13 protein-coding genes are annotated in these 13104 nt (G+C 62.6%); 6 read left to right on the plus strand and 7 right to left on the minus strand.

What is annotated here, in order from left to right; all coding sequences use genetic code 11:
* Positions 1-6: 6 nt before the first annotated feature.
* A complete protein-coding gene (locus Q7U29_RS06245; RefSeq protein WP_215605024.1) occupies positions 7-231 on the minus strand; it encodes an AbrB family transcriptional regulator in 225 nt (74 codons plus the stop codon).
* 172 nt (positions 232-403) lie between these two features.
* Positions 404-1096 (minus strand): TetR/AcrR family transcriptional regulator, encoded by a 693-nt coding sequence (locus tag Q7U29_RS06250; protein WP_304739575.1) that lies wholly within the window; start codon positions 1094-1096, stop codon positions 404-406.
* An 87-nt stretch (positions 1097-1183) separates the two neighbouring features.
* Here Q7U29_RS06250 and Q7U29_RS06255 point away from each other — a divergent pair, with 87 nt between their 5' ends.
* Positions 1184-1966 (plus strand): sterol desaturase family protein, encoded by a 783-nt coding sequence (locus Q7U29_RS06255; RefSeq protein ID WP_304739577.1) that lies wholly within the window; start codon positions 1184-1186, stop codon positions 1964-1966.
* 43 nt (positions 1967-2009) lie between these two features.
* On the opposite strand, the gene Q7U29_RS06260 is transcribed toward Q7U29_RS06255, so the two are convergent.
* The 4 genes from Q7U29_RS06260 to Q7U29_RS06275 are packed head-to-tail and all read right to left on the minus strand — an operon-like array spanning position 2010 to position 5292.
* Positions 2010-2597 carry an intradiol ring-cleavage dioxygenase gene (locus tag Q7U29_RS06260; protein WP_304739578.1) on the minus strand — a complete coding sequence of 196 codons (588 nt, stop codon included), beginning with the start codon at positions 2595-2597 and terminating at the stop codon, positions 2010-2012.
* Between the two features lie 11 nt (positions 2598-2608).
* The gene (locus Q7U29_RS06265; protein ID WP_304739580.1) at positions 2609-4489 is read right to left on the minus strand and encodes a M3 family oligoendopeptidase; all 1881 of its coding nucleotides are present in this window, start codon (positions 4487-4489) and stop codon (positions 2609-2611) included.
* A gap of 27 nt (positions 4490-4516) precedes the next feature.
* On the minus strand, positions 4517-4963 hold the full coding sequence (locus tag Q7U29_RS06270) for a hypothetical protein (protein ID WP_304739582.1): 447 nt from the start codon (positions 4961-4963) through the stop codon (positions 4517-4519).
* The gene (locus Q7U29_RS06275; protein WP_304739584.1) at positions 4960-5292 is read right to left on the minus strand and encodes a helix-turn-helix domain-containing protein; all 333 of its coding nucleotides are present in this window, start codon (positions 5290-5292) and stop codon (positions 4960-4962) included. Before Q7U29_RS06275 ends, Q7U29_RS06270 begins: the two co-directional genes overlap by 4 nt.
* Positions 5293-5369: 77 nt before the next feature.
* Between Q7U29_RS06275 and Q7U29_RS06280 the strand changes: the two genes are divergently transcribed.
* The 5 genes from Q7U29_RS06280 to Q7U29_RS06300 all read left to right on the plus strand — a co-directional run bounded on the left by Q7U29_RS06280 (position 5370) and on the right by Q7U29_RS06300 (position 12439).
* The gene (locus Q7U29_RS06280) at positions 5370-5711 is read left to right on the plus strand and encodes a hypothetical protein (protein WP_304739586.1); all 342 of its coding nucleotides are present in this window, start codon (positions 5370-5372) and stop codon (positions 5709-5711) included.
* Between the two features lie 118 nt (positions 5712-5829).
* The gene (locus tag Q7U29_RS06285) at positions 5830-6468 is read left to right on the plus strand and encodes a TerC family protein (protein ID WP_304739588.1); all 639 of its coding nucleotides are present in this window, start codon (positions 5830-5832) and stop codon (positions 6466-6468) included.
* A 100-nt stretch (positions 6469-6568) separates the two neighbouring features.
* A complete protein-coding gene (locus tag Q7U29_RS06290) occupies positions 6569-8083 on the plus strand; it encodes a sigma-54 dependent transcriptional regulator (RefSeq protein ID WP_304739590.1) in 1515 nt (504 codons plus the stop codon).
* Between the two features lie 413 nt (positions 8084-8496).
* Positions 8497-10587 (plus strand): murein L,D-transpeptidase, encoded by a 2091-nt coding sequence (locus tag Q7U29_RS06295; RefSeq protein ID WP_304739592.1) that lies wholly within the window; start codon positions 8497-8499, stop codon positions 10585-10587.
* A gap of 268 nt (positions 10588-10855) precedes the next feature.
* Positions 10856-12439: a DUF882 domain-containing protein gene (locus tag Q7U29_RS06300; RefSeq protein WP_304739594.1), complete on the plus strand. Its 1584-nt coding sequence runs from the start codon at positions 10856-10858 to the stop codon at positions 12437-12439.
* Positions 12440-12623: 184 nt separating this feature from the next.
* Here Q7U29_RS06300 and Q7U29_RS06305 read toward each other — a convergent pair whose 3' ends face one another.
* The gene (locus Q7U29_RS06305; RefSeq protein WP_304739596.1) at positions 12624-12896 is read right to left on the minus strand and encodes a DUF2312 domain-containing protein; all 273 of its coding nucleotides are present in this window, start codon (positions 12894-12896) and stop codon (positions 12624-12626) included.
* Positions 12897-13104 lie beyond the last annotated feature (208 nt).

Below are 13104 nucleotides of genomic sequence, written 5' to 3' on the forward strand. Positions count from 1 at the left end.
CTGCCGCTATTTGGCAAGCGCCGCGAGCGTGTCCTTGTACTTGTCCATGATCTGGTCGGCGATCTCCATGGTCTTCTCGAAATCGGGATCGTACGGCATGGCCTGAAACCCGCCTCCGGCCAGTTCAGTAATGTGCAGTTCCTGGCCCCGTTTGAGGTCGAGTCGCTGCATCAACTCGCGCGGCAAGAGCAAGCCGTCGGAATTGCCGATCTTCTTGATTTCGATTTTCATCGGGAAATCGTCCTTTTCGTTCGGCACAATGGCCGCCAAGGTCGTTCATCAGATCGAGCGATATCGTCGTCATTCCGACCGCCGAAGTTATGTTATACAATTGTATAACATAATTTGGGCGACTGTTTAACAAATGTTTTACGGCGGAAACGCGTGGCTTCCCGGCTTAATTCTACCTTTCCGCTTCATGCGCCCGCCTGATCCCTTCCAACAGGATCTCCAGACCAGTCTCGAACGTCGCCTCAAACTGCTCCGGATGAAAGTACGGGGCCGCCGCCGCAAGGTTCGGGAAATCGGTGGCGATGGTCTCGTCCGATACCGGTTCCGCGGCCGACGGCCCGTTGGCGTAGCCGGCGGTCTCGTCCAGCGCCGCGCCGGTCAGGTAGTAGCCGATCTCGCGAAAATACCGGGCGGCGTCGCGGTCGGAGAACCCGGCATCGCGCAAAATGCCGATGATGCTGTCGATATATCCAACGCCTGCAAGGGTGTTGAGACGGTGCACCGCGAAGAACGGAAAAAATTTCGGATGTTTTAGCGCCATCGCCCGAAAACCGTGCGCCGCCCGGCGCAACCGTTCGAGCCAGCCCCACTCCTCGGCCATCGCGACCCCGGCCTCAGTGAGCATCAGATCGACCACCGCGTCCATCAGGTGCGCCTTGCTCGGAAAATGGTAATAGATGCTCATGGCCTCGCAGCCGAGTTCTTCACCGAGCCGGCGCGTGCTCAAGCCGGCCAGCCCCTCGCGATCGACCAGCGCCAGCGCCGCCGCGGCAATCCGCTCGCGCGACAGTGCCACTCCCGACCGTGCCTGATGCCAGTCGCGGGCTTTGGCCCGCTCCGGGCGAGATTTCGCCTTTGTGATCATCCCTCACCTCTAGCCGCTTGCAACCTTACACTGAAAGGCTGTATTCGGACAGCAAGACTTACACTGTAAGGCAAGAGGAAACCTTCAATGTCAGCCATCGATGTTTTCGGCCTATTGGTACCGTTGACCTATCTGGCCATGCTCGGGATCGAAACCCTGTTCCCGGCGCGTGCGTTTCCCCCGATTCCGTACTGGCGCCTCAAGGGTTTCTGTTTCCTGACGGTACAGGGGCTGCTCGCCACGCTGACGCCGCTGGTGATCCCGGAACATTGGCTGGCAGCGCATCGGCTGATGAACCTGGAGAGCCTCGGCGTGATCGGCGGCGCCGTGCTCGGCTACGCCGTCGTTTCGCTCGCAAGCTACGGCTGGCACCGCAGCGCGCATACCTTCCCGCTGATGTGGCGGCTGTTTCATCAGATCCACCACAGCCCGCAGCGGGTCGACATATCGGGCGCGGCGCTGTTTCATCCGCTGGAGACGGTGGTATTCCTGCTGATCGGAACGGTGACGACCACCCTGGTCCTCGGCCTCGATCCGGTGGCGGCGGCGCTGACCGGTTACATCGCGGCGTTCTACGGCTACTTCCAGCACATGAACATCCGTACCCCGCGATGGCTCGGATACCTCATCCAGCGGCCGGAGGCGCATTGCATCCATCACGCGCGCGACGTGCACGCCTACAATTACGGCGATCTCCCCGTCTGGGACATGCTGTTCGGCAGCTTCCGCAATCCCGGGGAATTCGAAGGACCGGTCGGCTTCGACCAGCCGGCAACGGAACGCCTCGGCGCGATGCTGGGATTCGTCGACGTCAACGAACCCGCGGCAGGGCCTGACACGCTCGGGCGGACGGTGGGCCGCGGCAATTGACCGATCCAGCCATTCGCCGCCCGGAATCGATGATCGGGGAATCCTACTCGACCACGAAGTCGAACCGCCCGGCGAGCCATCCGGCGTTCTTGGCGGTGCGCACCAGCAACTCCTTGCGAAAAAGGCCGTCGGAACGGTTTTGGGACTCGCCGGGGAAATAGAGCTGGGTGGTCAGCACGCGGCCGCCTGATGGCTGTACCTTCACATGGATATGGCGGGTACGGCCGACATAGACGCCGGGCACGATGCTGCGCAGACGATAGCGCCCTTCCGCGTCGGTAAACTGATGGCCACGCAGGCGAAAACCGGAATTGTCATAGCGGCCCTTGTCGTCGGCCTGCCAGAAATCCAGCAAGGCTCCAGCGTGGGGTTTACAGGCGCGGGAAAGGACAAAACCGACCAGTTCGATGGGCTGCCCCGCCATGCCGGTTTCAAGCAGTTCGATCCGCTCGGGCGAGGAGGGCTTGAAGAACGGCCCCTCGGTCTGCCGCAAAGTGGCTTCATCGCCCTCGTGGCAGGCCGGCGTGGCGGGAAGCGGAGCCTGAGCGGCGCTGCGATCGATCGCAAGCCATGAACCGGCCGCGAAGACACCGGCCCCCAGTACCGCGCGGCGTGTCGGCGTATCGATCATGAGCGACCTCGTCAGCCCATCGCTTCCAGTTCGTCGATCATGCCCGAGATCACCGACAGCCCGCCGTCCCAGAATTTCGGGTCTTTGGCATCAAGCCCGAACGGCTTCAGCAGTTCGGAATAATGCCTGGTGCCGCCGGCGGCGAGCATCGCCAGATAGCGCTCGGCGAATCCGTCAGCGGCGTTCTCGTAGACCGCATAGAGCGAGTTCACCAGGCAGTCGCCGAACGCATAGGCGTAAACGTAGAACGGCGAATGGATGAAATGCGGGATGTACATCCAGAAATTCTCGTAGCCGGGGCGGATGTCGATCGCGGGTCCGAGGCTCTCGCCCTGCACGCTGAGCCAGATTTCGCCGATCCGCTCCGCGGTCAATTCGCCGTTCTTCCGCTCGGTGTGGATGGCGCGCTCGAACGAATAGAACGCGATCTGCCGCACCACGGTGTTGATCATATCCTCGACCTTGCCGGCGAGCAGCGCCTGCCGCTGTTTGGCGCTCCTGGTTTGGGCCAGCAACCGCTTGAAGGTCAGCATCTCGCCGAACACGCTGGCGGTCTCGGCCAGGGTCAGCGGCGTCGGCGCCATCAGCGCTCCATTTTTTGCCGCCAGCACCTGATGCACGCCATGGCCGAGTTCATGGGCAAGCGTCATCACGTCGCGCGGCTTGCCCTGGTAGTTCATCAGCACGTAAGGGTGCGCCGACGGCGTGGTCGGATGCGAGAAGGCGCCCGGCGCCTTGCCGGGCCGCACCGGCGCATCGATCCAGCGATCGGTGAAAAAACGCTCGGCGATGTCGGCCATTTCCGGCGAGAAGCCGCGGTAGGCCGACAGCACCATCTGCCTCGCCTCGGGCCAGGCGATCGTACCGGTTGCGGCAAACGGCAGCGGCGCATTGCGGTCCCAATGCGCGAGTTTCTTCTTTTTGAACCAGCCGGCCTTGAGCCGATAATAGCGATGCGACAGTTTCGGATAGGCTGCGCGCACCGATCCCACCAGCGCATCGACCACCTCGCGCTCGACGCGGTTGTTCAGGTGACGCGAATCCGCGACATCGGCAAAGCCGCGCCAGCGGTCGGAAATCTCCTTGTCCTTGGCGAGCGTGTTGGTGATCAGCGCGAAGGTTCGCTCATTGGCCTTGAAGGTTTTCGCCAGCGCCTGCCCTGCCGCCATGCGCTTTTCGGGCGCGCGGTCCTGCAGCAGGGTCAGCGTCGGCTCGATCGCGAGGTCCTTGCCCGCGACCTTGAAGCGCAGGCCTGAGATGGTCTGGTCGAACAGCCGGTTGAAGGCGCCGTAACCTGTCTGGGATTTTTCATGAAACAGCTGCTCGAGGCGATCCTCCAGCTGATACGGCTTTTCCTTGCGCAGATCCTCGAGCCACGGGCGATAATGCGCCAGTTCCGGCACGGCCATCGCGCGTTCGATCACCGCATCGTCGACGCGATTGAGTTCGAGCGCGAAGAACAACAGATGCACCGACGCATTGGTCAGCCGCTCCGAGACGTCGCCGTAGAATTTGGTGATCGCGGGATCGACGCTGTCACCGGCGTGAACCAGCCCGGCATAGGATCCAAGACGCCCGGCGACATCGTCGATCGTCTCGTAGCGCCTGACCGCCTCGGCGAGCCATACGCCGCCGCCTTCGCCGGCGGTTCGTTCCGCGAGCTTGCCCTTGTAGTCCGCCTCGAACGCGACGCACTCGGCATCCATCCTTTGCAGGTCGCGGGTGACTTCCGGCGCGTCGATCCCGGCATAGAGATCGGCCAGATTCCATTCCGGAAGTCCTGGCGTTGACGGCCTGCCGGATGCCTTGCGATTCGCCTTCGTGGTGGCTCCCCTGCTCGGCCCTGTTTTACGGGATGTCTTGGCACGGGAAAGCGCGGTCTTGGTCGGCATAGATACTTTCAAGGTTGGCGTGGACGATCAGGCGAAAATGGCAAGCTGCGGCGCCACATGGACGAGCAATTCCTCACCCTCGATCAGCAGTGGTTCGACCTTTTCCTGGATCGTGTGCCGAACAGTAAACGACAACAGCACCAGACGTGCGACCAGCGACCAGCTCCGGGAACTGACGGCCGCCCTGGCATGCTGCGCGACCAAAGGCAGGCTTCGGTGTTCGAACAGGAGACGGCCCGATCCATCTTCGAGGATGTAGCGCCCGCCGATCCGCGACACACACAATTCGCAAGCCTGATCCGGCAGCGAATCCAGCAGATAGAACTGGGCGTCGCCGCTTTCGGTGGCGCCGGTTTCCCATTCGCGACCCTTCGCCGGCCCGAGCGCGGCATTCAATGCTGCGACAATGGTGTTGAGTTCGCTTTCGCTCCACGCTCCGGTGGCCGATTTGCGCTCGAACGCAACTACGCTCATTTGCTTTCCGCTCCGAACAATAGCCGATGCAATTCCGGCTCGTAGTACATTAACAGATGCTTGGCGAAGGCGCCTTGTTCAATACCCAATTCGTTGGCCCATGCCCCCATGATTTCCGTTGGAACCCGACTGAACCCGTTCTCGACCTGCGAGATGAACGTGTAATATTTCAGGCCAAGGCGTGCAGCGAGATCTGCCTGCGACAGTTCAGCATCCGCCCTGCGCAACTTGAGCCAATCCCCAGCCAGTTTACGCAACTGCCTGGCTTCCGGAACAGCCTGGCCCGGCGACCGTCCAGTAAAAATGTCTTGCTGTTTTGCTCGTTTCATGATTACTAAACTATCTAAATTGAATTACGGGTTAGGTGATGTTCCCTACCACAATCTCAGCTCGCGAATAAGAACAAATGGTTTTCCTGGACCGCAGTCAGGTTGTTCGATCGAGCCCCCGGGCACCATTGGCCCGCGGCAAGGAACTGTTTGCCGGCATCCTGCTTGTGGCGCTGATCGCGACCGTGGGAATCCGGAACCTGGTGCCGTTGGATGCCCTGGCGCCGGCAATCGTCACCCTCTTCTTTGCAGTCGCGGCAATGACAGCCGGGCTCGCGATGCTGTGCCGGGGCGATCGATTCCGCGTCATGTGGTTCGACCTCGCCGGAAGCCTGACCTTCATCGGCGTTGTCATCTCGGCTCTGATCGAGCCGGACCAGATGGTCAGGCTTTTCACCCTCTCCGATCAACCTGAATAACGGGAACGCATTTTGCGCAGTCTGACTGCGTCGTTTCTTTCTGCGCGTCCAAGCCCGGGCCCCTCTGGCAGTTCAAGCGAACTGCGATGTCGGATTGGACTTCAACGGAGTGGCCCGCATGCTGGAATTAATCTCTTCAGAATCGCTGACAGCGCTTTTCCAGGTCGTGATGATCGACCTGGTGCTTGCCGGGGATAATGCGATTGTCATCGGGCTTGCAGCCGCAGGTCTTCCCGAGGGTCAGCGCAAGAAGGCGATCCTGATCGGCATCCTGGCCGCCACGATCCTGCGCATCGGCTTTGCATCCATCACGGTTCAACTCCTGCAGATCATCGGACTGCTGCTCGCCGGCGGGGTCCTGCTGCTGTGGGTATGCTGGAAGATGTGGCGCGAGTTGCATGTCTCATATCATCAGCCGAAAATGCAGAGTCTTTCGTCGGCAAGCACGATGGACACATCTGTCGCGAGCCATGAAAAGACGCTTCGTCAAGCCGTATGGCAAATTACCATCGCTGACGTCTCGATGTCGCTGGACAACGTCCTCGCTGTCGCCGGCGCGGCGCGCGAGCATCCGACGATTCTGATATTCGGCCTGGCCCTCTCCATCGCACTGATGGGATTCGCCGCCAACTTCATTGCCCGGCTTCTGGAAAAGCACCGCTGGGTGGCGTATGTCGGCCTTCTGATCATCCTCTATGTAGCTCTCGACATGTGCTACCGCGGCGTGCTGGAGGTTTGGCCACACCTCACCGCGTAGCCTTTGCCCCAACGATGCCGTTCTCCAACGATTAAGCGGGCGTTAATCGGCATCGGCGAGAGTGCCCCGATTCGAGACAGAGTAACTCGCGGGGAATGCCATGGCTGCGACCATTTTGATTGCCGATGACGATGCGGTAGCCCGCCGTCTGGTCGAAAACATGGTGCAGAAATGCGGCTATGAGACGGTTGTCGTCGACAGCGGCGATGCCGCCATCGCCGCACTTACCGCGGCGGACGCGCAGGCCATCGACGCGGTGGTGCTCGATCTTGTCATGCCCGGCCTCGACGGCATGGGCGTGCTGGCCAAGATCCGCGAAGCCGGCCTCAACATCCCCGTCATCGTGCAGACCGCCCATGGCGGCATCGACAATGTGGTGTCGGCGATGCGCGCCGGCGCCCAGGACTTCGTAGTCAAGCCGGTCGGTGTCGAGCGGCTGCAGGTCAGCTTGCGCAACGCACTCAACGCCAGCGCGCTGAAGGGCGAACTGCAGCGCATCCGCCACGCCAAGGAAGGCCGGCTGACGTTTGCCGATGTCGTCACCCGCAGCGAAACCATGGCCGGCGTGCTGCGCACCGCGCAGAAGGCCGCCGCCTCGACCATTCCGGTGCTGATCGAAGGCGAATCCGGCGTCGGCAAGGAATTATTCGCGCGCGCCATCCACGGCAGCGGCGAACGCAAGGCCAAGCCGTTCGTCGCCGTCAATTGCGGCGCGATCCCCGACAATCTCGTGGAGTCGATTCTGTTCGGCCACGAGAAGGGCGCCTTCACCGGCGCCACCGAACGCCATCTGGGCAAATTCGTCGAAGCCTCCGGCGGCACCCTGTTTCTCGACGAAGTCGGCGAGTTGCCGCTGGCGGCGCAGGTCAAGCTGCTGCGCGCGCTGCAGGAAGGCACCGTCGAGGCGGTCGGGGGACGCAAGCCCGTCAAGGTCGACGTCCGCATCATTTCGGCCACCAACCGCAAGCTGCTCGACCACGTCAAGAACGGCAAGTTTCGCGAGGACCTGTTCTATCGCCTGCATGTGCTGCCGCTGACGATTCCGCCGTTGCGGATGCGGCGCGAGGACATCCCGCATCTGCTGCGGCATTTCCTGGCGAGGTTCTGCGCCGAGGAAAACCGCCCGATCACCGGCATCAGCGGCGAGGCGATGGCGCACCTGTCGCAACTGGAGTGGCCCGGCAATATCCGTCAGCTCGAGAATGCGGTCTATCGCGCCGTCGTCATGAGCGACCACGACCAGCTCGGGCTGGCCGATTTTCCGGTAAGCGCGGCGCAGTCCGCCTCCGCACCCGACGGGCACAACCAGCATGCCGAGCCCCTGATCGTCGGCCCCGCCTTTCATTCGACCGTGCCTACGATGATCCCCGGTAATGAAATACCAATCGTTCCCTTGCCGTCGGCCGGGACCCTGGCGATGCTGACCAGCGCAGGCGAAATGCGCCCGCTCGAGGAGATGGAAAGCGAGATCATCCGGTTCGCAATCTCGCATTACCGCGGCCAGATGTCCGAGGTGGCGCGTCGATTGAAAATCGGCCGCTCGACGCTCTACCGCAAGCTCGACGAGGCTGCCGCGGACGATCCGGCATCCGGCAGCGCGGACGAGGCAAGCTGAACGGGAGTCGGATTGTGGCGATGCGGTGTCCGCGATGCCAAGACCGCCGACATCGCTGTTCCGGAACATTTGAACCGTTGCTTGGCGGTAACAGACAAAAGGCAAAGAGCGTGGCAAAAGCGCGCAATTCGTTGCCAATGGGGTGATTTGAAGTCAGTTTCTCGTGAGTTGCCCCGCGTGGCGCTGGCCGCTTCAAGGGGGCGCATGTACCGTCTGCGTATGAATCGTTGCGTGCAGGCGTAGCAACACTGGAGAGATCCGGAATGCGTTCAGAAACGAACCAATGTCGTTGCTGAATGTTGCTTCCGAACAACAAGGCCGGCGCTTTAGCGAAGCTGTACGGAACGACTACCGTACCGGATTTATCAAGAACTGTTCCAATGCCGGGGCAGTTTCGCCCAAGGGGTGTGACGATGCGTGACCGTTCGACCAACCGTGCTGGATATGACCGCGTGCTGATGGCTGTCGCGGCGACCTTCCTCACGGTGTCCGCGACCTCGGCATTCGCGCAGGCCGGTCCGGCCCGCAGCAGCGCCGCCGAACTCGCGATCGAAGCGGCGATCCCGCGTCCCGAACCCGCCAACGTGCCACCCCCGACCGCCAGCGATTTCAAGCTGGATTCCACCGCGACGCTGCCCGACGCGGCGAAGGCGACGGAGCCCAGGACCGCGGCCGGAACGCCGACGGAGAAAGCCGCCGAGCCCAAACCTGCCGATGTCGTCACCGCGCCCGCCGCCGCACCTCCGACGGCTGCCACCGCAGCGCCGGCTCCCGAGCCGGTCAAGGCCGCGAGCAATGTCCCGGCGGCAGACCAGCCCGTCGCCGACAAGCTTCGTGAACTGATGGGCGCGAAGGCATCGCGCTATTTCGATCGCAAGGGCGAACGGGCCGCGGTCGAGAAGTTTTATGCGGCACGCGAATTTGCCCCGCTGTGGACCCAAAGCGGCACAGCAACCACCAGCGCCAGGGGCGTCATCGCGCGGCTCAAGGATGCCGCCGCCGAGGGCCTGAACGCTGCCGATTATCCGGTGCCGGATTTCACCGCGGCGGCAACGCCCGATGCGCTCGCGGAAGCCGAACTGAAACTGACAGCCAGCATGCTGGACTATGCGCGCCAGGCGCAGAGCAGCCGAATGCACTGGTCGCAGGTCTCGTACGACATCCTCTATCCCGAACACCCGACCGACCCCGCCGAAGTGCTGGCCAATGTCACGACCGCCAAGGACGCGTCGGCCGCGCTCGAGAGCTACAATCCCCCCCACAAGCTTTACAAGAATTTGAAGGCCAAGCTGGCCGAGCTGCGCGGTCAGGGCGAAGGACCGGTGATGCAGATCGCCGAAGGCCCGCCGCTCGCATTCAAGGCCGCCACCAAGAAACAGCCGGCGGTCACGCCGGAAGATCCGCGGGTGCCGCAACTGCGTGCCAAGCTCGGCGTCACCGAGAACCCCGATGACACCAAATACGACGCCAAGGTCGCCGCAGCCGTGCGCAAGTTCCAGGAAGGCGCCGACATCAAGCCGACCGGCGTGCTCGACGACAGGACCGTCAAGGCCATCAACAGCCCGAAGCGCGACCGCCAGATCGACACCGTGATCCTCAACATGGAGCGTCTGCGCTGGCTGCCGCGCCAGCTCGGCGCGCCGGCGCTCAACAACGCCTATGTGATCCTCAATGTGCCCGACTTCACGCTCAAGGTGATGCAGGGTGGCGGTGAGGTCTGGACCACCCGTGTGGTGACCGGCAAGCCGGGCAACCACGCCACGCCGATGCTGACCGAAACGATGAAGTTCATCACGGTCAATCCGACCTGGAACGTGCCGCCGTCGATCATCTACAACGAATACCTGCCGGCGCTGCAGCAGGATCCGACCGTGCTGCAACGCATGGGCCTGAAGATGGAACGCGCTCGTGACGGCAGCATCCGCATTTCGCAGCCGCCCGGCGAAGCCAATGCGCTTGGCCGCATCCGTTTCAACTTCCCGAACAAGTTCCTGGTCTATCAGCACGACACCCCGGACAAGCACCTGTTCGCCAAGGACGAGCGCGCCTTCAGCCATGGCTGCATGCGGGTGCAAAATCCGGATCAGTACGGCGCGACCCTGCTCAACATCGTGCTTCCGAACGAGAAATACACCGCGGAAAAAATCCGCGGCATGTATGGCCGCGGCGAGACGAACATCAATTTCCCGACGCCGGTCCCGGTCCACATCACCTACCAGACCGCGTTCGTGGACGACGCCGGCAAGCTGCAATTCCGCAAGGATGTCTACGGCCGCGATGCCAAGATGATGCCGCTGCTCAAGAACTCCGGCAGCCGGGATCTGGAGAACGTCGTCGCCCACGCCAATCCCAGCTACGGCCGGCCGAACGGCTCGTCGTTGCCCTCCAACGTTGCCTTCAACGACAATTCCGGCCCTTCGTTCTTCGAGCGGCTGTTCGGCGGACCGGCGACACCCCCCGCCCCCGTCGGCCGCCAGCAGCAGCGACGGGTGATCACCCGTTAATTGCCGGATTCGGCCGGTTTGAGTAAATTCTGAAACAATATCAACGATCTCGTCTGATGGGCGAGATCGTTTACGTTAACCATTCTCCATCCCGATTTAAGCAGCGGGCACTTTTTCGCCACACTCGACGGGTTAGGTTATGCCTACTTGGGGGGTGGGACTAAAATCTCAAATAACCCACCCAGTGTTAAGTCTGCATTAACCATCTTTCGCCACATGGGGTAGCGAAAGAGTTCCTCGTTCGGTTGTCCTCTGGGTGGGCTCATACGTGCTGTCTGGTTTCGCACGCCAATTCAACTCGCTGTCGCTCCCGAAAGCCGGCTGTCACGCCGGCCTGACATGCTTGCTGTTGCTGGCCGGCGCCGGCGCAGTCCAGGACGCGACCGCGCTCAACGAAACCCGCACCCTCTCGTTCCACCACACCCATTCCGATGAAGCTCTCACCGTCACCTTCAAGCGCGACGGGCGCTATGACGAAGAAGCGCTGAAGAAACTCAACCACTTCCTCCGCGACTGGCGCAGCCAGGAACAGACCACGATGGACCGTCGGCTGTTCGACATCCTCTGGGAAGTCTACCGCGACGTCGACGGCAAGAAGCCCATCAACATCATCTCCTCCTACCGCTCCCCCGCCACCAACTCGATGCTCCGCCGCCGCTCCTCGGGAGTGGCCCGCAACAGCCAGCACGTACTCGGCCACGCCATCGATTTCTTCATTCCGGAAGTGCCGCTCGAGCAGGTCCGCACCGCCGGGCTTCGCCTGCAGCGCGGCGGCGTCGGATTCTATCCAACTTCCGGATCGCCGTTCGTCCATCTCGATACCGGCAGCATCCGGCACTGGCCGCGGATGAACCACGACCAGCTGGCCCGGGTGTTTCCCGACGGCCGCACCGTACATGTTCCTTCCAACGGCAAACCGCTCAAGGGCTATGAGCTGGCACTGGCCGACATCGAAAAGCGCGGGACCGGCGACGAGGTCTCGAGCAAGGGCAAGCCCGGCCTGTTCGCCTCCCTGTTCCGGAGCAAGTCGAACGACGAGGAAGACGAAGGCGCTCCCGTCGCCCCCGCCGCTCGCGGCAAGCCCTCGCCTGTTAGCGTGATGGCCGCGGCCGCTCCCGCCAAACCCGCCGACCCGGTTCCGATGCCGCGCGCAAAGCCTGTCGGTTCGACGTTCCAGCTGGCCTCGGCCGACGCCCAGATCGCGCAGCCCGCAAAGCCGAAGCAGGCCGCATCGGCTGACAAGGGCGAAGCAAGGCTGCAAACGCCGGCCGACATCATCAATGCCCGCGGCTTCTGGGATGCGGCGCCGAAACAGGCCACTCCGGCGCAGATCGCCGCCATCAGTGCCCGCAACGCCGTCAATTCAGCCGATCCGCAAGCGACCGCCAGCGTCACCGAAGCCTTCAAGAAGGCGCTGGCTTACGCGCCGGCAGCCTCATCGCCGGTCGACCGCGCCAATATCGTCGCAGCCAGCGCGCCGATCCCCCGCAGCGCCCGCCCGGCCCGTAACCCGCTGCTCGCCCCGACGATCGATACGGTGGTCGCCAAGGGACCGCAGGGTCAACCGAGCGTGGTTGCGACCGCGACGCGACTTGCCGCTTCCAGGGGCAATGATGTCTGGATGCGAGTCATGATCCTGGCGCCAAGCGCCAGCACCTCGATGTCCGCGACCGTGCTCGGCGATTCCGACATGACCGTGATGCGCGCCCATTTCGTCAAGCCGCAGGCCATCGTCGCGATGAGCTTCTCGGACGATCCGCAGCCGGGATTGATCTGCGACCGCTTTACCGGATCGGCCACCGCCAGGCTGGCGACGCAGTCGTTCGTGATGCGAACCGCCGCGCTGCGCTGAGCGCTTGCTGGCGCAATCGAACGTCAACTGCTTCAATACATTCGGTGTCGTCCTCGCGAACGCGAGGACCCATACACCGTGCCCTGTCGTTGGAGCACGGCGTCGGAGACCTTCTGCAATTATGAGAGCCGCGGATTATGGGTCCCCGCGTTCGCGGGGACGACGATAGAGGCGCGTTAGCGCCTCACAGCATTCCCAGCGCCTGCAGGTAGGTTTCCAGGATGGTTTCTTCTTCCGCCCGCTCATTGGCGTCCTGCTTGCGCATGCGCACGATGGTGCGCAGCGCCTTGACGTCGAAGCCGTTGCCCTTGGCCTCGGCATAGACGTCGCGGATATCGTCGGCGATGGTCTTCTTTTCCTCTTCCAGCCGTTCGATGCGCTCGATGATGGCCTTGAGCTGATCTTTGGCGAATTTGGTCGCGGGCTCGTCCTGGACGGCAGCGGCTGGGGTGGCCATCGGGTACTCCTGAATGAACTGATGTTGAGGTGTGAGAGAGCGCCGCACGCTTTCCACGCACCGCATTCTGAGAATGACCCTCAAGAGTGCGGTGCCTTGCGTCAAGGCAACATCGCGCTCATCCACAGCGCGCCCACAGGAGAAAGACGGTAGTCGAAACTCGTCATGCCCGGGCTTGTCCCGGCCATGACGACGAATGGAACACGGA

This window comes from Bradyrhizobium sp. (genome assembly GCF_030654605.1).
In the GTDB taxonomy this organism is placed as follows: domain Bacteria; phylum Pseudomonadota; class Alphaproteobacteria; order Rhizobiales; family Xanthobacteraceae; genus Bradyrhizobium.

Coding starts and splice junctions, on each gene's coding strand:
- Q7U29_RS06270 (WP_304739582.1), bottom strand. CDS start 4,963: ATGAGCGTAGTTGCGTTCGAGCGCAAATCGGCCACCGGAGCGTGGAGC.
- Q7U29_RS06250 (WP_304739575.1), bottom strand. CDS start 1,096: ATGATCACAAAGGCGAAATCTCGCCCGGAGCGGGCCAAAGCCCGCGAC.
- Q7U29_RS06265 (WP_304739580.1), bottom strand. CDS start 4,489: ATGCCGACCAAGACCGCGCTTTCCCGTGCCAAGACATCCCGTAAAACA.
- Q7U29_RS06285 (WP_304739588.1), top strand. CDS start 5,830: ATGCTGGAATTAATCTCTTCAGAATCGCTGACAGCGCTTTTCCAGGTC.
- Q7U29_RS06245 (WP_215605024.1), bottom strand. CDS start 231: ATGAAAATCGAAATCAAGAAGATCGGCAATTCCGACGGCTTGCTCTTG.
- Q7U29_RS06280 (WP_304739586.1), top strand. CDS start 5,370: ATGGTTTTCCTGGACCGCAGTCAGGTTGTTCGATCGAGCCCCCGGGCA.
- Q7U29_RS06255 (WP_304739577.1), top strand. CDS start 1,184: ATGTCAGCCATCGATGTTTTCGGCCTATTGGTACCGTTGACCTATCTG.
- Q7U29_RS06275 (WP_304739584.1), bottom strand. CDS start 5,292: ATGAAACGAGCAAAACAGCAAGACATTTTTACTGGACGGTCGCCGGGC.
- Q7U29_RS06305 (WP_304739596.1), bottom strand. CDS start 12,896: ATGGCCACCCCAGCCGCTGCCGTCCAGGACGAGCCCGCGACCAAATTC.
- Q7U29_RS06290 (WP_304739590.1), top strand. CDS start 6,569: ATGGCTGCGACCATTTTGATTGCCGATGACGATGCGGTAGCCCGCCGT.
- Q7U29_RS06295 (WP_304739592.1), top strand. CDS start 8,497: ATGCGTGACCGTTCGACCAACCGTGCTGGATATGACCGCGTGCTGATG.
- Q7U29_RS06260 (WP_304739578.1), bottom strand. CDS start 2,597: ATGATCGATACGCCGACACGCCGCGCGGTACTGGGGGCCGGTGTCTTC.